The 21,063-nt window shown below is 69.0% G+C and carries 18 protein-coding genes, 1 other RNA gene and 1 pseudogene; 9 read left to right on the top strand and 11 right to left on the bottom strand.

Annotated features, from left to right (window positions below; all coding sequences use genetic code 11):
* Positions 1–6: 6 nt before the first annotated feature.
* Both D3869_RS12315 and thyX read right to left on the bottom strand, forming a co-directional pair.
* Complete coding sequence (locus D3869_RS12315) at positions 7–1,917, bottom strand: tetratricopeptide repeat protein (RefSeq protein ID WP_137140275.1); 1,911 nt, start codon at positions 1,915–1,917, stop codon at positions 7–9.
* A 32-nt stretch (positions 1,918–1,949) separates the two neighbouring features.
* Positions 1,950–2,888, bottom strand: coding sequence for an FAD-dependent thymidylate synthase (thyX, locus tag D3869_RS12310; RefSeq protein WP_137140274.1), 939 nt, complete (start codon positions 2,886–2,888; stop codon positions 1,950–1,952).
* A 96-nt stretch (positions 2,889–2,984) separates the two neighbouring features.
* Here thyX and ssrA point away from each other — a divergent pair.
* From ssrA to D3869_RS12295, 3 genes are all read left to right on the top strand, one after another.
* Positions 2,985–3,361, top strand: a transfer-messenger RNA (tmRNA) gene (gene ssrA / locus D3869_RS12305).
* A gap of 31 nt (positions 3,362–3,392) precedes the next feature.
* Positions 3,393–3,953, top strand: coding sequence for an SspB family protein (locus tag D3869_RS12300; RefSeq protein WP_137140273.1), 561 nt, complete (start codon positions 3,393–3,395; stop codon positions 3,951–3,953).
* A 10-nt stretch (positions 3,954–3,963) separates the two neighbouring features.
* Entirely contained in the window at positions 3,964–4,341 is a 378-nt protein-coding gene (locus tag D3869_RS12295; protein ID WP_137140272.1) for a TfoX/Sxy family protein, read from the top strand.
* 4 nt (positions 4,342–4,345) lie between these two features.
* Here the strand turns inward: D3869_RS12295 and D3869_RS12290 are convergent, their stop codons facing one another.
* Entirely contained in the window at positions 4,346–5,053 is a 708-nt protein-coding gene (locus tag D3869_RS12290) for a COQ9 family protein (protein WP_137140271.1), read from the bottom strand.
* A 1-nt stretch (position 5,054) separates the two neighbouring features.
* A complete protein-coding gene (def, locus tag D3869_RS12285) occupies positions 5,055–5,597 on the bottom strand; it encodes a peptide deformylase (protein WP_137140270.1) in 543 nt (180 codons plus the stop codon).
* A gap of 216 nt (positions 5,598–5,813) precedes the next feature.
* Here def and rpsU point away from each other — a divergent pair, with 216 nt between their 5' ends.
* A complete protein-coding gene (gene rpsU / locus D3869_RS12280; protein WP_012974546.1) occupies positions 5,814–6,017 on the top strand; it encodes a 30S ribosomal protein S21 in 204 nt (67 codons plus the stop codon).
* Positions 6,018–6,211: 194 nt separating this feature from the next.
* Positions 6,212–7,036, top strand: coding sequence for a 3-methyl-2-oxobutanoate hydroxymethyltransferase (gene panB, locus D3869_RS12275; RefSeq protein ID WP_137140269.1), 825 nt, complete (start codon positions 6,212–6,214; stop codon positions 7,034–7,036).
* A 69-nt stretch (positions 7,037–7,105) separates the two neighbouring features.
* Here the strand turns inward: panB and D3869_RS12270 are convergent, their stop codons facing one another.
* From D3869_RS12270 to D3869_RS12255, 4 genes are all read right to left on the bottom strand, one after another.
* Positions 7,106–7,393, bottom strand: coding sequence for a DUF1330 domain-containing protein (locus D3869_RS12270; protein WP_137140268.1), 288 nt, complete (start codon positions 7,391–7,393; stop codon positions 7,106–7,108).
* A gap of 96 nt (positions 7,394–7,489) precedes the next feature.
* Positions 7,490–8,884 carry an NAD(P)(+) transhydrogenase (Re/Si-specific) subunit beta gene (locus D3869_RS12265; protein WP_137140267.1) on the bottom strand — a complete coding sequence of 465 codons (1,395 nt, stop codon included), beginning with the start codon at positions 8,882–8,884 and terminating at the stop codon, positions 7,490–7,492.
* A 2-nt stretch (positions 8,885–8,886) separates the two neighbouring features.
* Positions 8,887–9,309, bottom strand: a complete 423-nt coding sequence (locus tag D3869_RS12260; protein ID WP_014239968.1) for an NAD(P) transhydrogenase subunit alpha — start codon at positions 9,307–9,309, stop codon at positions 8,887–8,889.
* 27 nt (positions 9,310–9,336) lie between these two features.
* Positions 9,337–10,494 (bottom strand): Re/Si-specific NAD(P)(+) transhydrogenase subunit alpha, encoded by a 1,158-nt coding sequence (locus tag D3869_RS12255; RefSeq protein WP_137140266.1) that lies wholly within the window; start codon positions 10,492–10,494, stop codon positions 9,337–9,339.
* Between the two features lie 403 nt (positions 10,495–10,897).
* Between D3869_RS12255 and D3869_RS12250 the strand changes: the two genes are divergently transcribed.
* A complete protein-coding gene (locus D3869_RS12250; RefSeq protein ID WP_014239966.1) occupies positions 10,898–11,146 on the top strand; it encodes a DUF2312 domain-containing protein in 249 nt (82 codons plus the stop codon).
* 36 nt (positions 11,147–11,182) lie between these two features.
* Here D3869_RS12250 and D3869_RS12245 read toward each other — a convergent pair whose 3' ends face one another.
* The 3 genes from D3869_RS12245 to D3869_RS12235 all read right to left on the bottom strand — a co-directional run bounded on the left by D3869_RS12245 (position 11,183) and on the right by D3869_RS12235 (position 15,316).
* Complete coding sequence (locus D3869_RS12245) at positions 11,183–13,384, bottom strand: anthranilate synthase (protein ID WP_137140265.1); 2,202 nt, start codon at positions 13,382–13,384, stop codon at positions 11,183–11,185.
* A gap of 237 nt (positions 13,385–13,621) precedes the next feature.
* Positions 13,622–14,203 carry a cation transporter gene (locus D3869_RS12240; protein ID WP_175426453.1) on the bottom strand — a complete coding sequence of 194 codons (582 nt, stop codon included), beginning with the start codon at positions 14,201–14,203 and terminating at the stop codon, positions 13,622–13,624.
* A gap of 186 nt (positions 14,204–14,389) precedes the next feature.
* Entirely contained in the window at positions 14,390–15,316 is a 927-nt protein-coding gene (locus D3869_RS12235; RefSeq protein ID WP_137140263.1) for a cation diffusion facilitator family transporter, read from the bottom strand.
* Positions 15,317–15,489: 173 nt separating this feature from the next.
* Between D3869_RS12235 and D3869_RS12230 the strand changes: the two genes are divergently transcribed.
* From D3869_RS12230 to D3869_RS12220, 3 genes and pseudogenes are all read left to right on the top strand, one after another.
* A complete protein-coding gene (locus D3869_RS12230) occupies positions 15,490–15,927 on the top strand; it encodes a CBS domain-containing protein (protein ID WP_137140262.1) in 438 nt (145 codons plus the stop codon).
* Positions 15,928–16,108: 181 nt separating this feature from the next.
* Positions 16,109–17,146, top strand: a complete 1,038-nt coding sequence (locus D3869_RS12225; protein ID WP_137140261.1) for a response regulator — start codon at positions 16,109–16,111, stop codon at positions 17,144–17,146.
* 363 nt (positions 17,147–17,509) lie between these two features.
* Positions 17,510–21,028, top strand: a pseudogene (locus D3869_RS12220) (indolepyruvate ferredoxin oxidoreductase family protein); the annotation flags it as partial.
* Between the last annotated feature and the right edge of the window lie 35 nt (positions 21,029–21,063).

Raw genomic sequence — 21,063 nt, 5'->3', positions numbered from 1 at the left:
GCTGGCTCAATCGAAACTGAGGGCGAAGCTCGCCCGCCCCTGCCCGGCCTGGAAGCGCTGCCACATCACGCCGAAGGCGGCCTCCAGCGCGCGGGTGAAGCGCACGCCGTCCAGCGCCGGGGACGCCGCCAGCCGATCCCGCAGCCCGCTGCGCAGAGCCGCCAGCCCCGCCGGATCGGCGACCAGCGCCGCCGCCTTGGCGACGTAGCCGTCCGGCCCGTCGGCCACCAAATCGGACAGGCCCGCCGAGGCGAGGTGCGTCACCGAATGGCGAGCGCAGAAGCGGTCGCCGCCCAGCGTCACCACCGGCACACCCATCCACACCGCCTCCAGAGTCGTCAGCCCGCCGGAATAGGGGAAGGGGTCCAACGCCACATCGACCTCCCCGTAGCCGGCCAGGAACTCCCGGTGCGGCGCCCCGCCCCGCAGATCGACCCGCGCCGGGTCGAGCCCGGCCCGTTCAAACAGCGCCAGCGTCAGCGCGGCGGTGCCGGCGTCGTCCAGACCCGGCGTCCGCAGCAGCAGGCGGGAGCCGGGGACGGCGCCCAGCACGCGCGTCCACAGCGCCGCGACCTCGGCGTTCAGCTTGGGCAGAGCGTTGAAGGACCCGAAGGTGGCGTGACCGCGCGTCGCCAGCGGCAGCGGAGCCACGGCCGGCGCGTCCTCGGGCGGCGCCCAGGGGACGTAGGCGTCGGGCATGCGCACGACGCCCTCGATGCACCAGCCGTCCGATCCCGGCGGGCTCTGCCGCGAGTCGGAAATCAGGTAGTCCATGGCCGGCAGGCCGGTGGTGCCGACATAGCCCGCCCAGGTCGCCTGCACCGGCGCCGCGCGCCGCGCGAAGACCGGCAGGCGGTTGCCGAAGGTGTGGCCCGCCAGATCGACCAGAATGTGGATGCGGTCCGCCTGGATGCGCTGGGCCAGCGCGTCGTCGTCCAGGCCGGTGGTCCAGACCCAGTGGTCGGCGTGGGCCATCAGCCGCTCGGTCTTCCAGTCCGGGTTGGCGGTGTTGGCGTAGCAGACGACTTCGAAGGCCGAGCGGTCGTGGTTCGCCAGCACCGGCTCCAGGAAGAATCCCACGGGATGCGCGCGGAAGTCCGGCGAGACATAGCCGATGCGCATCTTCGGCGCCGGAGCGGCCACGGCGGGCGCCGGACGGTCGGGGTAGCGGGCGCCCCAGTCCGCGTGAGCCTGGGCGACCGCCGGCATGGTCAGCCCCGGCGCGTACTGCATCAGGTAGAGGCGCGAGGCGTGCAGCGAATCGACATTGCCGTGCTGCGCCACCACGGCGTCGATCTCCGCCAGGGCCTCCTCCGCCCGCCCCTGCATGGCGAGCACGCGGGTGGCGCGGTTCGCCCGCACCTCCGCCCGGCCCGGCGCCAGGGCCAGGGCCGCTTCATAGGCGTCGTCGGCCTCGCCCAGCCGGTTCATCTCGGCCAGCGCGTTGCCGAGATTGTAGGGGTGCGCCCAGTTGGCCGGGTCGAGCCGCCCGGCCCTCTCATAGAGCGTCACCGCCTCCGTCCGCCGCGCCTGGGCGCGCAGCAGCACGCCCAGATTGGCGACGGCGGCCAGCGTCTTCGGGTTCAGGGCGATGGCGCGGCGGAAGAAGGCCTCCGCGCGGGCGGAATCGCCGGCCCGGCGCACCGCCTCCGCCATGGTGAGCAGCCCGTCCATCGCCATCTCCAGCGACGGGTCGAGGTTCAGCGCCCCGGCATAGGCGTTGGCCGCCCCGGCGACGTCGCCCAGGCTTTCCATCACCAGCCCGTAGTTGGCCCACCAGATGGGGACCGAGGGATAGGCGGCGATGGCCTGCCCGATCCGGTCCAGGGCCTCGTCGAACCGCCCGGCCTGCGCCGCGACGAGGCCCTGGCGGTGAAGTCCATCGGCCTCGTGTGGCGTCATCGGGGGCGGCGTCATGGCGGTTGGTCCTTGCAGCGTTGGAGCGGGCGTTACTCGGCGCGGCCGAGCTGGTCCATCAGCTCCCGCCACTCGCGCTTGGACAGGCCGCTGGCCTCCTGCGTCACGGCCTCGCCGGACAGCAGGCGCTTCACGACCTCCAGCCCGGTCCTCGACATGTGGGTGCCGCCCAGCCGGTACTCGCTGAAGGCGTCGAACACGGCGGGGACCCAGCGCTTGACCACGTCCAGCATGGCCTCCGCGTAGACGCGGATCTCGTACTGGGCGTGCGGGTCGGCGCGCAGGCTGAGGAAATGCAGAAGGTTGTGGAGATCAACCTTCCAGTACCACTGGGTGTAGTAGTTCAGCGTCAGGTTCATGCGCGCCAGCTCGCGCGCCAAGCCCTGGCGGCCCTCCTCGATGGTGGTGCCGTCCTCGCGCTGGTTCAGCATCTCCTCGTAATGGGCGTAGACCGTCTCCGAATCGTCGCGCAGCAGCTTCATCACCGCCGCCGCTTCGTCGCCCTGAAGGACGTCGCCGCGGCCCTGCCGGTTGACAACGGCCTGGGCGCCCAGGTTCTCGGGCGTCGGGATGTAGAACTCGCGGTCGAGGATGGAGTAGCGCGCGGAGTATTCGTTGACGTTCGCCGTGCGGTGGCGAATCCACTGGCGGGCCACGAAGATCGGCAGCTTGACGTGGAACTTGATCTCGCACATCTCGAACGGGGTCGAGTGGCGGTGGCGCATCAGATACTTGATGAGCCCAGCGTCCTCGGTGACCTTCTTGGTGCCCTTGCCGTAGGACACGCGCGCCGCCTGGACGACGGCCGAATCGTCGCCCATGTAGTCGACGACGCGCACGAAGCCGTGGTCCAGGACCTCGAGCGGCTCATAGAGGATCTCCTCCAGGGCCGGAACGGTGGCGCGGCGGGTGGTGGCGGTGACGGCGCGCAGGCGGTCGATCTCGGCGCGCTGCTCGGGCGTGATCGGCATGGGTACTCCGGGGACTGAAATTCGGGCGGCACTCTACGTCCCTGAATCGGACCCGTCATCTCTTTCGCGGCGGGCTCCGGTCAGAATCCGCCGCACCCCCTTTCCATATCCGGATGAAGGGCCTATATTGGGTCCGTCGGCAGCAGCCGACTATGGCGATAAACGCCTTGCGGAATAAGCGTTGTGGACCCGGGGGCGGTACCCGGCGCCTCCACCAAACAAACCACCGGTCTCTCGGGCGTTGCCGTAGGGAGCGGGTTCGTTGGGGGCGAAATAGGATCGACACGCGTGGTAAAGGCATGGTCTTCGCCCGGCATGGTTCCGCCGTTATCGGGCCATTGCAATAGTTGCCAACGACAACGTTGCTCCGGTCGCCGTTGCCGCCTAACAGCGGTAACTGACCGAAATCAATCCCCGATGGGTAGCACCTGAGGGTGGGGCCGTGGGCCGCCTAGCAACAGAAGGCCCACACTTACCCGTCTGGCGTTAAGGACCCGCCCAAGAATGCCGAGAGAGCAGTTGCGTTATGACCGCATGGTCGAGGCCGCCCTGCGCGGTGTCGTCCGTGACGCGCTCCGCCAGGTGACGGACCGCGGGCTCCCCGGCGATCATCACTTCTACCTGACCTTCCGGACGGGCTACCCGGGCGTCGACATCCCCGAATATCTGTCGTCCCAGTATCCCAACGAGATGACCATCGTCATCCAGTACCAGTTCTACGGGCTGGAGGCGCTGGACGATCATTTCGAGGTGACGCTGAGCTTCAACAACGTGCATGAGCGGCTGGTCATTCCCTACGCCGCCATCACCACCTTCGCCGATCCGTCGGAGAATTTCGCCCTCCAGTTCCAGCCCGTGGAACCCGCCGAGTCGGCGGAGATCGCCACGATCCCCGCGCGCGAAGCGCCGGAGAAGAAGGCGATGGACGGAGCGAAGCCGTCGATCGCGAAGCTCGCCAAGTCCGATTCGGCCAAAGCCGACGTCGGCAAGCCCGACTCCGACCGTTCCGGCGAGGAGCCGAAGCGCGGCGAGGTCGTGACGCTCGACGCGTTCCGCAAAAAATAACCTTTCCGCCATGGCCACGGTCAGCGAACTCGTCCGCTTCCTGTGCGAGTCGCTGACACCGTTGGGGGCCATCACCGCCCGCCGCATGTTCGGCGGCTACGCGGTCTATTGCGACGGCGTCGTCTTCGCGCTGGTCGCCCGCAACGTCCTGTATTTCAAGACCGACGACGGCAACCGGCCGGATTACGAGGCGCTGGGCCTGCGCCCTTTCAAGCCCTTCGACGACAGGCCAACGGTCCTGCCCTACTTTCCGCCGCCCGACTCGGCGCTGGACGATCCGGACGAGCTTCTGTTCTGGGCCCGCCCGGCCCTGGCGGCGGCGATCCGCACCGCCGCCGTCAAGAAGCCCGCCCGAAGAAAGGCTTCCCCCAAGAAGGCCGGGGCCTGAACCGTCAGATGTTTTCCGCCATGTGGGCGGAGGCGGTGTCCACCGGAGCGGCGCCGGCGCGCTGGCGGACCTGACGGGCGAAGCGCGCGGGACTCGGCAGATGGCTGAGCAGGCGCCCGGCGCGGCCCATGGCGGACATTGCCTTGCCCATGCTCATCACGTCGCCCAGCCGGCGGTCCACGAAGGCCCAGGTCTCGGCATGGCCTTCCGACCGGTCGTCCAGCCAGTAGAAGGTGGCGGAGCTGAGCACCGCGGCCAGCGTGGCGCGCTTGGTGTAGTGGTTGAAGTCGGTGGCGGTGTCGCCCGCCGCGAACCACATGGCGTCCACCGTGCGGTAGAGCATGGTCAGCCCCATGCCGAGATTCTGCGGCATGGCGAGGTAGGCGAGCAGGCGGCGCTTGGCCTCCATGTGCGGCTCCAGCACCTCGAAATGGGTGCGGATGGCGAGCGCGATCTTTTCGCCCACCCTCATCCCGTCGAGCGGGTGCTTGTCCAGCTCGGCCAGCATGCGGCGGTCGGTCCAGGCGCCGAAATGCTCGACCAGCTCCGGCACGCCGCCGGGGAAGGCACGGTGCATGGTCGCCGTGTCGTAGCCGGCCATCTGGGCGCCGTCGCGCAGCGCCTGGAGGCTCCAGCCGTCGAACACGATGTTGGGAAGCGTGGAGAGCAGGATGTCGTCCCGCACCGCGTCCATGTCCAGCGCAGCGTCCATGTCAGTCTCTCCCCTCCTGCTGTTCCAGCGCCTCGGTGATGTGATGCGCCTCGTCGGTGAAGGCCAGATAGCGCAGATCGGTCATCCGGTCGATGTAAAGCACGCCATCCAGATGATCGCACTCGTGCTGGATGACCCGGGCGTGGAAACCCGACGCTTCGCGCTCGATGGGCTCGCCGTCCAGCCCGACGCCGCGGTAGCGGATGCGGGCGAATCGCGGAACGACGCCGCGCAGTTCGGGAATCGACAGGCAGCCCTCCATCCCGTGTTCCAGTCCGCCGTCCAGCGGCTCGATCACCGGGTTGATGAGCACCGTCGGTTCCACCGATTCGCCGCCGGAGCGCATGGCGGGAACGCGGAACACGATCATGCGCAGCGATTCGTGCACCTGCGGGGCCGCCAGCCCGACTCCGGGCGCGTCCAGCATGGTGTCGATCATGTCGGACGCCAGCCGCCGGATCTCCGGGGCCGTCGGGTCGGGCACCGGGTCCGCGACCTTGCGCAGCACCGGGTGTCCCATGCGGGCGATCTTCAACAGGGCCATGCCCTATTATCTGGGCGCCACGGGCCGCCGGGCAACCGTTTTGCCCACGCATTGTCGCAGCGGAACACGCAGGGTTGGAAGACTCCGCTTCACAGGCGGCCCCGTCCGTGCTACATAAAGGTCCACACAAGGGGTGCGCCCGAAAGCGCATGCCTGTCGCATGCCTGTTTGTTGCTTCATGGCAACTCGGCTCACTTGATAAAGGTGACGGTTAACGTGCAAGTTCTGGTCCGAGACAACAACGTCGATCAGGCCCTCCGCGCGCTGAAGAAGAAGATGCAGCGCGAGGGCATTTTCCGGGAAATGAAGCTGCGCCGGAACTACGAGAAGCCCTCGGAGAAGCGCGCGCGTGAGAAGGCTGAGGCGGTGCGTCGCACCCGCAAGCTGCTCCGCAAGCGTATGGAGCGCGAGGGCTATTAATCCTCAGGCGCGTTTCGCGCCGGATTGACAGGCGCGCTTCGGCGCGCCGGGCATCCATGCGCGTTCGCGCGCTTGCCCCTCTTGTGTCTTGCACCTGCCGCCCCGCGTCTGCGCGTGGGCGGTTTTGGTGCATCTGCGGTCCGCTTCGCCGCACCGAATAAAGCCTGCCAAGAAAAGAATGGGGAGGGTCGCCAATGAGCGCATCCAAAGACACTCCGCGCGTTTCCGTGCCGGCGCTGCGCGCGCGCAAGGGCGGGGAGCCGATCGTCTGCCTGACCGCCTACACGACTCCGGTCGCCCGGCTGCTGGACCCGCATGTCGACCTGCTGCTGGTCGGCGACTCGCTGGGCATGGTGATTTACGGCTTCGACAGCACCCTTCCCGTCACGCTCGACATGATGATCGCCCACGGCGCCGCCGTGGTGCGCGGCTCGCGCCACGCCTGCGTGGTGGTGGACCTGCCCTTCGGCAGCTACCAGGAGAGCCCCCAGGTGGCCTTCCGCAACGCCGCCCGCGTCATGGCGGAGAGCGGTGCCCAGGCGGTGAAGGTGGAAGGCGGGCTGGAGATGGCCGAGACGGTGGCCTACCTGACCACCCGCGGCGTGCCGGTGATGGGCCATGTCGGGCTGCTGCCGCAGTCGGTCAACGCGCTCGGCGGCTACAAGGCGGTGGGCCGCGATCCGGAAGCGGCGGAGCGCATCCGCGCCGACGCCCGCGCCATCGCCGAGGCCGGCGCCTTCTCGCTGGTCATTGAAGGCACGATGGAGTCGCTGGCCCGCCAGATCACCGAGGATGTGACCATCCCGACCATCGGCATCGGCGCCTCCCCCGCCTGCGACGGGCAGGTCCTGGTGTCGGACGACATGTTCGGCCTGTTCGGCGAGTTCCAGCCCAAGTTCGTCAAGCGCTACGCCCAGCTCGGCACCGCCATCGGCGAGGCCGCCGCGACCTACGCCGCCGAGGTGAAGGCCCGCAGCTTCCCCGGTCCGGAGCATTGCTTCGGCATCAGGAAGGCATAGGGCACCCTCCCCTGCCCCAAAGAAAAAGCCGTGCGGCCTCGCACGGCTTTTTTCTTGGTCCGGGGAGCGTCAGGCGCCGTCCACCACGATCATGCGGAAGTCGGCGGCGCCCTTGCGGGCCTCGCGCGCCTCGCGGTATTCGGGGCTGTCGTAGAAGGCCTTGGCGGTGGCGTAGTCCGGGAATTCCAGGATGACCACGCGGTTGGGCTGCCAGCCGCCTTCCAGTTCCTCCGCCTGCCCGCCGCGGGCGATGAAGCGCCCGCCGTTCTTGGCGACCGCGTTCGGGGTCAGCTTCTTGTAGTTTTCATAGGCTTGGGGATTCGTCACGTTCACGTCGGCGATGATGTAGGCGGGCATGGCGTCCTCTCTCCGTTTCTTGTGAGGGCAAAAAGAAACCCCCGGGGCGAGCCGGCCCCGGGGGTTCATCCTACTCCACAGCTGTGACGCCGCGGTTCATTCCATCGACTTCACGACCTCTTCGGTGACCTTCTTGGCGTCGCCGAACAGCATCATGGTGTTGGGGCGGAAGAACAGCTCGTTCTCGACGCCGGCGTAGCCGGCGGCCATGCCGCGCTTGATGAAGAACACCGTCTTGGCCTTCTCGACGTCGAGGATCGGCATGCCGTAGATCGGCGACTGCGGATCGGTCTTGGCCGCCGGGTTGGTCACGTCGTTGGCGCCGATCACGAAGGCCACGTCCGCGGTGCTGAAGTCGCGGTTGATGTCCTCCAGCTCGAACACCTCGTCGTAGGGCACGTTGGCCTCGGCCAGCAGCACGTTCATGTGCCCGGGCATGCGCCCCGCCACCGGGTGGATGGCGTACTTGACCTCGACGCCTTCCTTCTTCAGCAGGTCGGCCATCTCACGCAGCGCGTGCTGGGCCTGGGCCACAGCCATGCCGTAGCCCGGGACGATGATCACCGACTGGGCGTTCTTCATGATGTAGGCCGCGTCCTCCGGCGAGCCGGCCTTGACCGTGCCGCGCTCGCCACCGCCGGCCGCCGCCGACGCCGCCCCGCTGTCGCCGCCGAAGCCGCCCAGGATGACGTTGAAGATCGAGCGGTTCATGCCCTTGCACATGATGTAGGACAGGATGGCGCCCGACGAGCCGACCAGCGCGCCCGTGACGATCAGCAGGTTGTTCTGCAGCGTGAAGCCGATGCCCGCCGCCGCCCAGCCCGAGTAGCTGTTCAGCATCGAGATCACCACCGGCATGTCGGCGCCGCCGATCGGCAGGATCAGCAGGAAGCCGAGCGCCAGCGCGACCAGCACGATGATCCACAGCGCCACGCTGGAGTTGCTCTGCACCAGCCAGACGATGAGGAGGATGGTGAGGATGCCGAGGCCGGCGTTGAGGTGGTGCTGGAAGGGGAAGACCAGCGGCTTGCCGGTGACCAGGCCCTGGAGCTTGGCGAAGGCGACGATCGAGCCGGTGAAGGTGATGGCGCCGATGGCGGTGCCCAGCGCCATCTCGACCAGCGAGCCCTTGGCGATGGCGCCGGGCACGCCGATGCCGTAGGCCTCGGGCGAGTAGAAGGCCGACAGCGCCACGAACACCGCGGCCAGACCGACCAGCGAGTGGAAGGCGGCGACGAGCTGCGGCAGGGCGGTCATCTCGATCTTCTTGGCGATGACGTAGCCGATGCCGCCGCCGATGGCGATGCCGAGCACGATCATCCAGTAGGACTGGACGATGGGCAGGGCCAGCGTGGTCAGCACGGCGATGGTCATGCCGGCCATGCCGAAGAAGTTGCCCTGGCGGGAGGTCTCCGGGCTGGACAGGCCGCGCAGGGCCATGATGAAGCAGACCGAGGCGACCAGATAGAGAAGGGCGGACAGGGTTTCCATGGTTACTTGCCCTTCTTCTTGAACATCGACAGCATGCGCTGGGTGACCAGGAAGCCGCCGAAGATGTTGACGCTGGCCAGGATGACCGCGAGGAAGCCCATGATCTTGGAGAAGCCGAACCCCGCGGGGCCGGCGGCGATCAGGGCGCCGACGATGATCACCGAGGACACCGCGTTGGTCACCGCCATCAGCGGCGAGTGCAGCGCCGGCGTCACCCGCCACACCACGTAGTAGCCGACGAAGCAGGCCAGCACGAACACCGTCAGGCCGGTGATGAAGAAGTTGCCGTGGCTCGCCGCGTCCGCGACGGGAGCGGCATGGCCGAGCGCGGCGGCCTGGGCGGCGAGCGCGTCGATCTGCTGGCTGGCCGCGGCGAGCTGGGCCTTCAGCTCAGCGACGCGGTTGGACAATTGAGTCTGATCCATGTGTCTCTCCCTAATTCCGTCCGGCCTTTAGACCGTCTGGCCGGCGAAGGCGGGATGAACGACCTGCCCATCGCGGGTGAGCGCGATGGCCTTCACGATCTCGTCGTCCCAGTTGAGCGTGACGCCCTTTTCCTTGTCGTGCAGCGACTGCAGCAGCGCGAGCAGGTTCTTGGCGTAGAGCAGCGAGGCGCTCTCGGCGATGCGGCTGGGGTAGTTGGCGTGGCCGACGATCTTCACCCCGTTGTCGGTGACAACCACCTTGCCCAGCTCCGAGCCCTCGACGTTGCCGCCCTGCTCCACCGCCAGATCGATGATCACCGAGCCCGGCTTCATCGAGGCGACATGCTCGCGCGTCACCAGGATCGGCGCCTTGCGCCCGGGGATCAGCGCCGTGGTGATGACGATGTCCTGCTTCTTGATGTGCTCGGCCACCAGCGCCGCCTGCTGGCGCTTGTAGTCGTCGGACATCTCCTTGGCGTAGCCGCCCGCCGTCTCGGCTTGGCGGAACTCGTCGTTCTCCACCGCGACGAAGCTGCCGCCCAGCGACTGCACCTGCTCCTTGACCGCCGGGCGCACGTCGGTCGCCGAGACGATGGCGCCCAGCCGCTTGGCCGTGGCGATCGCCTGCAAACCAGCGACGCCGACGCCCATGATGAAGGCACGCGCCGGCGGCACCGTGCCCGCCGCGGTCATCATCATCGGGTAGGCGCGGCCGTACTCGCTGGCGGCGTCCACCACCGCCTTGTAGCCGGCGAGGTTGGCCTGCGAGGACAGCACGTCCATGACCTGGGCGCGGGTGATGCGCGGCATGAACTCCATGGCGAAGGCGTTCACCCCGGCCGCGGCGTAGGCCGCCACATGGTCACGGCTGTTGTAGGGGTTGAGGATGGCGAACAGCAGCGCGCCGCGCTTGATCAGCGCCAGCTCGTCGAGGTCCCCCTCCCCGGCCAGCAGCGGGCGCTGCACCTTCAGCACGATGTCGGCGTCGGCCAGCGCCGACGCGGCGTCCGGCGCGATCTCCGCGCCGGCGTCCTGATACACCCGGTCCGGCAGGTTCGAGCCCAGACCGGCGCCGGTCTCCACGACCACTTCCAGGCTGAGGGCTTTGAGTTTCTTGACCGTCTCCGGAGAAGCCGCGACGCGATTCTCGCCCGCGCGCCGCTCCCTGGGTATGGCGATTTTCATGGTTCTTTATCTCCCCTGCCGCAAGTGGCCGATTTGCGTGCAATCAGCCTAGACCGTCGGCATCAATGCCGGATTTATGTGACTTTGTGAAGCTCTTGAGCGTCGATGGTATTACCAGCGGTGACGGGTGCGGCGCAACAGCCCGGAGAGGGTTGGCACGCCCGCGTGCAACGGAAAGTGCAAGGTCGCCGCTTTCGCAAGGTCCCGCCATCGGTCTTTCGCATCAGGCGTCCGTCCGGGGCGGCGCTTGTCGCCGCAGGCGTATCCCACTATCCGGGCACACCCGGCCGCGGCCTGTGGCATCCGCGCCGATGACGCCGGGAGTCGCTTGCCATCGACGGCGCCCGCCGATATCGTCCGCGCCGGATTCCCCGGAAGCACCCAATTTGAGGTTACCCTTATCATGTCCGACGTCGGCGGCATTGCGGCGGATCGCCTGAAATCCTTCGTGGAGCGCATCGAGCGCCTGGAAGAAGAGAAGCGCGGCCTGCAGGAGGACATCAAGGAGGTCTACTCCGAGGCCAAGGGCACCGGTTTCGACACCAAGATCATCCGCCAGATCATCCGGCTGCGCAAAATGGACAAGGCCGACCGCCAGGAGCAGGAAGCGATCCTGGAGCTCTACAAGGAAGCGCTGGGGATGGTGGAGTAACCACCCCCCACCCCCTTCCCCGTCACGCCACCCCGATCAAGCCGCAGCGTCCGCGAGGGCGCCGGCGGCCAGCCGGTCCATCACGTTGCCCAGCAGGGCGAGACCGGCCCCACCGTCGAGCGACAGGATCGACTCGGGGTGGAACTGCACGGCGGCGAGCGGAAGCCGCCGGTGATCCATGGCCATCACCAGACCGTCGGCGGTTTCCGCCGTCACCATGAGGTCCGCCGGCAGCCGGTCGCGCCGCGCCACCAGCGAGTGGTAGCGACCGACCATCAGCCGCTCCGGCAGGCCGGCGAACAGCGCGCCGCCCAGCACCCGGACCTCCGTCGCCTTGCCGTGGACCGGCTCCGGCAGCACGTCCAGCGTGCCGCCGAAGCGCTCCACCATCCCCTGCAAGCCCAGGCAGACGCCGAACACCGGCAGGCCGAGCGCCAGCGCCGCGTCGATGGTGCCGGCCACATCGAAATCCGCCGGGCGGCCCGGACCGGGAGACAGCACGACCAGATCCGGCCTCCGCTCCGCCAGCGCCGCCCGTGCGTGATTGTGACGCAGCGTCGTCACCGACGCGCCGGTCTGGCGCAGATAGTCGGCCAGCGTGTGGACGAAGCTGTCGTCGTGATCCACCAGCAGCACCCGCTTGCCACGCCCGCCACAGGGAGCCGCCGGAATCGTCGGAAGCGAATTCGCGGTGGTCCCGCGGATGGCGTCGCGGAAGGCGACCGCCTTCAGGCGGCACTCCGCGTCCTCGGCGTCCGGGTCGCTGTCGGACAGCAGGGTCGCCCCGGCCCGCACGTAGGCGACGCCCTCGGCCATGCGGATGGTGCGCAGGGTCAGGCCGGTGTCCATTCCGCTGTCGAAGCCCAGCCGGCCGAAGGCCCCGCCGTACCAGCGGCGCGGCGACCGCTCCGTGTCCTCCAGGAACTGCATGGCCCAGCGCTTGGGCGCCCCGGTCACCGTCACCGCCCAGGTGTGGGTGAGGAAGGCGTCCAGCGCGTCGAGGCCGGGCCGCAACCGCCCCTCCACATGGTCCACCGTGTGGATCAGGCGGGAGTACAGCTCGATCATCCGCCGCCCGATCACCCGGACGGACCCCGGCTCGCACACCCGCGCCTTGTCGTTGCGGTCGACGTCGGTGCACATGGTCAGTTCCGCGGCGTCCTTGGCCGAGGTCAGCAGGCGAAGGACCTGCGCGGCGTCGCCCAGCGCGTCGGCCCCGCGCGCCACGGTGCCGGAAATGGGACAGGTCTCGACCCGCCCGCCGGCCACCCGCACATACATCTCCGGGCTGGCGGCGACCAGGAACTCGCCCCGCCCGAGATTGACGAAGGCCTCGTAGGGCGCCGGGTTGGCGGCGCGCAGCCGTCGGAACACCACCGAGGGCGCGTCGGCGCAAGGGTCGGCGAAGGTCTGGCCGGGCACCACCTCGAACAGGTCGCCGCGGCGGAAAGCGGCCTTGGCGGTCTCGACGACACCTTGATACTCGCCGGGGGCGTGGTCGCATCCGCCTTCGGCGTTGGTGTCGGGGCGGTAGGGGTGGTCGCGCCCGCCGCGCTCCAGCCCCTCGCTGCTTCCCGCCGCGGTGATGAACTCATACTCGATGAGCCGCGCGACGCCCGTTCCGGGGTCCAATGCGACGAGCCGGTCCGGCAGGTAGAGCACCAGATCGCGCTGGTCGTCGGGCCGCTCCAGCCGCAGGCGGATCGGCTCGAACTGGAAGGCGAGGTCGTAGGCGAAGGCCCCGTAAAGCCCGAGCAGCGGGTCGTCGGGGGCGGCGAACAGGTCCAGCACCGCGCGCAGGACCGAAAAGACGGAGGGCTGGCGGCTCCGCTCCTCCTCCGGGAAGGGGTGCTGGGGCTTGCGCACCAGGGCGGTGACGCGCGATGGCGCCTCCTCCAGCCCGGCCAGCGCCTCCCGGCCGCGCAGAGCCTCGGCAATGGCGGGCAGCAGCAGCCGGCCCCGCGCGTTCAGCGCGTCGAGGCGCAGCGTGCGGCCGCGCGCCGTGACGGCCAGCGGCGGGTCGGTGAAGCCCAGCGCTTGGCGCCGGTAGCGGCCCGGTGCCTCTACCCCGCTGGACAGCAGCAGGCCGCGGCGGCGGTCCAGCGCATCGATCACCGGATCCAGGGCGTTCCGCGGGTCGAGCGCCGTGGCGCGCCGGGTCACGGTCACGCCGCCGCGCGTCCGGAAACGGAGCGGTTCGAGGAGGTCGGGCGAAGCGAGGAAATCGGCGGGATACATGGTGGGGTCTCCGGTGGTCGATCCGTTGGCGGACGGACACCCGGAGTTCCCTTGCTCGACACCTGGATTCCCTGGTCAGGAAAAAGGCCGCCCGGAAGCTCCGGGCGGCCTTTCGATACTGTGTGCGCTCACGCGCGTCGGCTGGCCGGCCCGGTTAGACGGGCCACCACCAACGACGCGACAGGGAGGGCGCAGCGAAAATCATGGCGTCGAGTTCGCCACAGGGATGCGGCCCTGTCAAGCCCCCTTGCCCAGTCCGGTCGGGTCGGCGGGCGCGTGCCACGCGCGGAGTTCACTCACCGCCTGCCGCAGTGCCGTAGCCGCGACGGACAGCACCGTGGCGGCGATGACCGCGCTAACCAGATGGTCCGGCCAGCCCTGCCCCATCGTCCAGGCCCCTGCCGCCGCCATCATCACCGCGGCGTTGGTCAGCAGGCCGTTGCGGGCGCATAGCCAGACCGCGCGCAGCGTCACTCCGCCGCGCCGTCCAGCGAACAGCAGGACCGCCACCGACAGGCTCGCTCCCATCCCGAGAAGCGCGACGAGGCTCATCACCGGCGCGTCGGGAACGGTTCCGGCGTAGGCGCTCCACGCCGTGACGGCCACCAACGCCAGACCGAGGACGGCCAGCAGCAGCCCTCTCGCCAGCGTCGCCCAGCCGCGGAACTCCAGCCCCCGGCCCATCATCCACAGGCCGACGCCGTGGGTCGTCGCGGCTGCCAGGGCATCCAGCGCGCTCGCCCGCAGCGCCATCGACTCCGTCTCCAGCCCCGCGGCCAGGGCGACGGCAGCCATCAGCCCATTGACGAGCAGCGCCATGCGCAAGGTGCGGCGGTAATCGGCCTGTTGCCCTCCTTTAGGCCGTCCACTGTTTGAACGCCCCCCGCTCCCACAGGAGCCTCCACAGCAATTGCCGGCCACCCCGTCGCCCTCCATCCGCGCCACGCGCTCCGTTTCTCACGGAAAGCTAATGTACGCCGTCCAGGCCGTCCATAGGACAAGCCGTCATTCCGCCCACTCCGGATCGCTGGTGAAGGCGATGGTGAGCCACCGGTCGGGACCTTCGCCGCCGATCGCCACGCCGACCTCGTCGCGGATCCTGTCCCACTCCTCAAGCGTGCGCGGCGGCCAGCCGCTCGGGACGATGAAGAACAGCTCGATCTGCCGCCCCCGCCCCACCCGCGCGACGTAGGCGCGGTGGGAGGAGAAGCCGTGGCGCCGCACGATCTCCGACGCGACGGCATCGACATGCCGCTTGAGGTCGGCGGGCGTGACCAACAGGACGTCGGCCAGCGCCTGCCGCATCGTCCCGACCGGGATCGGGATGACCACCAGACAGACCAGGGCCAGCACCGCCGGGTCGATGTAGGGCGACATCCATTGAAGCCGGGTGCCCTGGATCAGGTGGCCGAAGACAAAGGCGACGAGCAGGGCCGCGGTGAGCGCCGCCGACATGATCCAGGCCTTCGCGTCGAGCGCCAGGAAGTCGGAGCGGACCGTCCGGTTCGCCCGCGTCGCGAAGACCGCCATGCCGGCCGCCACGAGAACGGTCACCGCCGCGTAGACGATCGCGTGGTCGAAGGCCAGATCGCGCCCGCCGGTCATCAGGCTGCCGACAGCGTTGATGAGCGCGTAGATCGCCGCCCCCATCAGCAGGGTGGCGTTCAGCCCAAGGACCATCGGTTCGAGGTGCCAGAAGCCCATCGTGAAGCGCTCGGCCAGCTTGCCGCGGCGCGGGCCGGCGCTGGTCGAGGCCGCGATCAGGTTGGACACCAGCAGCGTCACCATCGTCATGCTGGCGTCCACCAGCGAGTAGATGCCATCGAAGACGATGGCGAAGGAGCCCGACAGCAGGCCGAACAGGATGCCGGCGCCCGCCAGGAGCACCGTGACGGCGATGGACAGGCGAAGAACCTTCTGCTCGGTGGTCATGCGCGCGCTCCCTTCGCGTCCATAGGTCACTCTCATGCATAGCGGCCACGGCAACAGGGCAAAACCGATTTTCCAATCCGGACCGCCACGCCCTTGCCGGAACCTCCGGCCGCTCCAGGCTCATTTCGAATCGGACCCCGCCGATTCGCCAACTCCAAAATGGGAGGGTGGACATGACCGCCGTTGCCGAGGTTCTGAACCGCAAAGGCCATACCGTCGCCTCGATCCTGCCGTCCGAATCCATCCGGACCGCCGCCCGCGCGCTGACCGACCGGCGCATCGGCGCCCTGGTGGTGTGCGACCGCCGGGGCCGGCTGGCCGGCATCCTGTCGGAGCGCGACATCGTCCGCGCCGTGGCGATGCATGGCGCCGACGCGCTCGACATGCCGGTGGAGGATCTGATGACCCGTCAGGTCAAGACCTGCCGGCCGGAGGACACTATCAAGGACGTGATGCAGATGATGACGCTGCGCCGCCACCGCCATGTGCCGGTGTGCAACGAGGCGGGAGACCTTGCGGGCGTGATCTCGATCGGCGACGCCGTGAAGGCCCGGTTGGACGAGCAGGCCCACGAGGTGGCCGTCCTGAAGGATCTCGCATTGGTCCGCTAGAGGCACCCCGGACCTCGACCAAGTCCCCGGACGGGGGAGCCGAAGACCAGGCGCACTCCATGAGGCGAAAAGGCTCCCCCGGTCGTGCGCCGATTGGCGCTAACACGTCTCCGCGCCCTGAAATCCCAGGGCGGCGTTCGGATATTCGGTAACGCTTCGTTCCCGAACCTTCGGACCCGACATGCCGCGCCGCTACCCGACCCACCTGAAGATCCTGGTCGTCGAGAACAACCCGCTGCTGCTGCGGGCTCTGCGGGACATGCTGGAGCATTGGGGCGTCGGTCAGGTCGCCCCCGCCGCCAACGGGCAGGAGGCGATGGAGTTGCTGCGCCGCGAGCCCTACGACCTGATGGTCACCGACTGGGTGATGGAACCGGTGGGCGGCGGGCAGCTCGTCCGCTGGGTGCGCGGCTCCGCCACCTGCCTCAGCCCCGATCTGCCGATCATCGTGCTGACGGCCAACGCCGACGTCGCCACCGTGCGCGCCGCCTGGGACGCCGGGGCGGACACCGTGCTCGCCAAGCCGGCCTCCGCCGCGACCATCGCCCGGCGGATCGAAACCGTGCTGAACAACCCGCGCCGCGGCGGTCGTTCCCAGAGCGAATCGGCCGCGGCGAAGCCGACGAACAACAGCACGCCCTCCTCCTCGCACCCGGCGCCGGCCCGCCCGGCGATCTCCTCCGCCCCCGCCCCGCTGCGCCTCCCCCCGCCGCCGCCGCGCCTGCCCGGCCCGTCCGGCACGGGTCCGCTGCGCTCGACCGACCCGAAGATGGTCCGTCTGGTGCTGGCGCTCGACCGGATGGAGCGGGCGGTGGCGTGCCCCGACGCGCTGGGCACGCGGCTGCGCCACGCGGTGTCCGACCTGCAGCTCGCCGCCGCCGGCAACGCCGCGGCCACCGCCATCGTCGCGTCGCTGTCCACCTGCGTCACCTGGGTGGACCATGACGGGGAGAGCTTCCAAGAGGCGGTCCAGGCCCACATGGATGCCCTGCGCTGGATCATCAGCATCGGCGGCGGAGCGGACTCCTCCGCCGCGCTGCGCGTCATGATCGGCGCCCTGCGCGCCATGGTGCGCAGCCTCAGCCTGCGCGACGGCAACGGCCCCGGCCTGTGGCCGGACGGCGTCTTCGGCGCGCCGGACCATGGGGGTGACGCGGGTCATTCTCCCGGTCAATCTCCCGGTCATTCCCCTGGTCATTCCCCCCTGCCGCCCGCCTGAAGACTTCCCATATCCGATAAGTGGCCCCCACCCTAACCCTCCCCCGCCAACGCAGGGGAGGGGACTGCCGCCGCTTCGCAGAAGGCACCCTCCCCTGCGGGAGCGGGGGAGGGCCGGGGTGGGGGCAACGATCAAACGCATTGGAACGCGAGCGGGAATGTCCCGCCGAAGGGCGATTCCCGCCCGTCCGTTTCACAGCGCTGCGAGTGCCGGACCGTTCCTTGCTTTTTGCAGGAGGAGGCCCGGCGCTGGTTGCCGAATAAGACAGCCTTCGTTACCTTTTTGCTGGTCGAACAAACACAAGAAGCGGCGCGGCGAACGCGCCCCGAACAGCGCTTTTCAGGGCGCCACAAAGGGGATGGAACAATGGCTCTCGCAACCGTGACCCTGGACGACAAGTACGCGCTTGAACAAGGGCGCGTGTACCTGACGGGAACCCAGGCGCTGGTGCGCCTTCCGATGATGCAGCGCCAGCGCGATCTTGCCGCTGGGTTGAACACCGCCTGTTTCATTTCGGGTTACCGCGGATCGCCCTTGGGCGGTTTCGACCAGAATTTGTGGAACGCGCGCAAGTTCCTGGAGAAGAACCACATCCGCTTCCAGCCCGGCGTGAACGAGGAGCTGGGCGCCACCGCGGTCTGGGGCAGCCAGCAGGTCGGCATGTTCCCCGGCGCCAAGTACGACGGCGTCTACTCCATGTGGTACGGCAAGGGTCCGGGCGTCGACCGCTCCGGCGACGTGTTCAAGCACGCCAACGCCGCCGGGACGTCGCGCAACGGCGGCGTGCTGGTGCTGACCGGCGACGACCACAACGCCAAGTCCTCGACCTTCCCGCACCAGTCCGAACACGCCTTCATGCACGCGATGATCCCGGTGCTGAACCCGTCGGGCGTGCAGGAGATCCTGGATTACGGCCTGATCGGCTGGGCGATGAGCCGCTATTCCGGCTGCTGGATCGCCATGAAGACGATCGCCGAAACGGTGGACACCTCGGCGTCGGTGTACATCGACCCGCACCGCGTCAGCCCGATCGTCCCCGCCGATTTCCCGATGCCCCCGGGCGGCCTGAACATCCGCTGGCCCGACCCGCCGCTGGAGCAGGAATACCGGCTGATGAAGCACAAGCTGTACGCCGCCCTGGCGTTCGCGCGTGCCAACCGGCTGGACAAGGTGATGATGGCCTCGCCGCGCCCGCGCTTCGGCATCGTCACCACCGGCAAGAGCTATCTGGACGTCCGGCAGGCCTTCGACGAGCTGGGCATCACCGAGGAGATGGCCGCCGACTGGGGCCTGACCGTCTACAAGGTCGGCATGCCCTGGCCGCTGGAGCGCGACGGCGTGCGCCACTTCGCCGAGGGGCTCGACGAGATCGTCGTGGTCGAGGAGAAGCGCGCGGTCATCGAGAACCAGCTCAAGGAGCAGCTCTACAACTGGCACCCCGACGTCCGCCCGAAGGTGGTCGGCAAGTTCGACGAGCATGGCGAGTGGATCCTCCCCTCCGCCGGCGAGCTGTCGCCCGCCCAGATCGCCGTGGTCATCGGACGCCGGCTGGAGCGCTTCGTCGACAACGAGAACCTGAAGCGCCGCGTCGCCTTCCTCGACGCCCAGGAGAAGCAGAAGGCCCATCAGGCCCGCGTCATCCGCAAGCCGACCTTCTGCTCCGGCTGCCCGCACAACACCTCCACCCATGTGCCGGAGGGAAGCCGGGCGCTGGGCGGCATCGGCTGCCACTACATGGCGACGTGGCTCGACCGCAAGACCGACACCTTCACCCAGATGGGCGGCGAGGGCGTGCCCTGGGTCGGCCAGGCCCCCTTCACCGAGGAGAAGCACATCTTCGCCAACCTCGGCGACGGCACCTACTACCATTCCGGCATCCTGGCGATCCGGCAGGCCATCGCGGCGAAGGCCAACATCACCTACAAGATCCTGTTCAACGACGCTGTGGCGATGACCGGCGGCCAGCCGGTGGACGGCACCCTGACCGTCCAGTCGCTTGCCAACCAGCTCCGCGCCGAGGGCGTGGGCCGCATCGTCGTCGTCTCCGACGAGCCGGAGAAGTACGGCATCGGCGACGGCCTGCCGCAATACACCAGCGTCGAGCACCGCGACGACCTGGACCGCGTGCAGAAGGAGATGCGCGAGGTTTCCGGCGTCAGCGTCCTGATCTACGACCAGACCTGCGCCACCGAGAAGCGGCGCCGCCGCAAGCGCGGCAAGATGGTCGATCCGGCCAAGCGCGTGATCATCAACGAGCTGGTCTGCGAGGGCTGCGGCGACTGTTCCGTGAAGTCCTCCTGCGTGTCGGTGGTGCCGCTGGAAACCGAGTTCGGGCGCAAGCGCCAGATCGACCAGTCGAGCTGCAACAAGGACTATTCCTGCACCAAGGGCTTCTGCCCCAGCTTCGTGACGGTGGAGGGCGGGCAGCTCCGCAAGCCGAAACCGGCCGCCGCCAAGGCCGGGGCCGACCCGTCGGACCTGCGCACCCCCACCCTGCCCACGCTCGACCGGCCCTGGGGCATCTACGTCACCGGCGTCGGCGGCACCGGCGTGGTGACCATCGGCGCCCTGCTCGGCATGGCCGCCCACATCGAGGGCAAGGGCGTCGGCGTGCTCGACATGACCGGCCTCGCCCAGAAGGGCGGTGCCGTGACCAGCCACATCCGCATCGCCGCCACCCCGGAGGACATCCATTCCGTCCGCATCGCGGCGGGCGGGGCCGACGCGGTGGTCGGCTGCGATCTGATCGTCGCCGGGGCGGGCGACGCCCTGTCGAAGATGGCGCACGGCCACACCCGCGCGGTCATCAACACCCACGACACCATCACCGTGGACTTTCTGAAGAAGCCGGACTTCACGGTGCCGGTCCGCGATCTGGTGGCCGACATCCGCAAGGCCTGCGGCGAGGGGGCGGTCAACGCCTTCGACGCGACCAAGCTGGCGACCGCGCTGATGGGCGACAGCATCGCCACCAACCCCTTCCTGATGGGCTACGCGTGGCAGAAGGGGCTGATCCCGATCACCGCCGAAGCCATCCTGAAGGCCATCGAACTGAACGGCGTGGCGGTGAAGATGAACACCGACGCCTTCAACTGGGGCCGCCGCGCCGCCGTCGATCTGGCCACGGTGGAGGCCGCCGCCAACCCGCCGCAGGAGCAGGCCGCCGCTAACGCCAATGGCCACGACCTGTTCATCCTCGACCAGCGCCGCCCCTCGGCCAGCCTGGACGAGGCCATCGCCCGCCGCACGGCCTTCCTGACCGACTATCAGGACGCGGCCTACGCCAGCCGCTACCACGCGCTGGTCGACTGGACGCGGCGCGTCGAGGGGCAGAGGCTCCCCGGCTCCACCGCCCTGACCGAGGCCGTGGCCAAGGGCTACTTCAAGCTGCTCGCCTACAAGGACGAGTATGAGGTGGCCCGGCTCTACACCGACACCGGCTTCGTCGAGCAGGTCGGGCGGATGTTCGAGGGCGACTACAAGCTGGTCTTCCACATGGCCCCGCCGGTGATGGGCGAGAGCGGCGAGGACGGCGGCGAGCCGAAGAAGAAGCGTTTCGGCCCGTGGATGCTGAAGGCCCTGCGCCTGCTCGCCAAAGGCAAGCGCCTGCGCGGCAGCCCGCTCGACCCGTTCGGCTGGCTGGCCGAGCGCCGCATGGAGCGCCGTCTGATCGCCGACTACGAGGCCATCATGGGCGAGATCCTGCACGGCCTGACCCGCGACAACCACGCCACGGCGGTGGAGATCGCCCGCCTGCCGCAGGAGATGCGCGGCTACGGCCCGGTGAAGGCCCGCAACGTCGAAGCGGCCAAGGCGAAGGAAGCCGCCCTGCTCGACGGCTTCCGCCAGCCCGCCGCCCCGCAGCCGATGGCGGCGGAATGACCTGAAAGGTTGTGACCGAGCGGACTGGGTGCGGG

The sequence above is a fragment of the Azospirillum brasilense genome, assembly GCF_005222205.1.
Classification (GTDB): domain Bacteria; phylum Pseudomonadota; class Alphaproteobacteria; order Azospirillales; family Azospirillaceae; genus Azospirillum; species Azospirillum brasilense_G.
The sequence above is the reverse complement of the archived record's forward strand: the minus strand, read 5'-3'. Positions and strand labels throughout refer to the sequence as shown.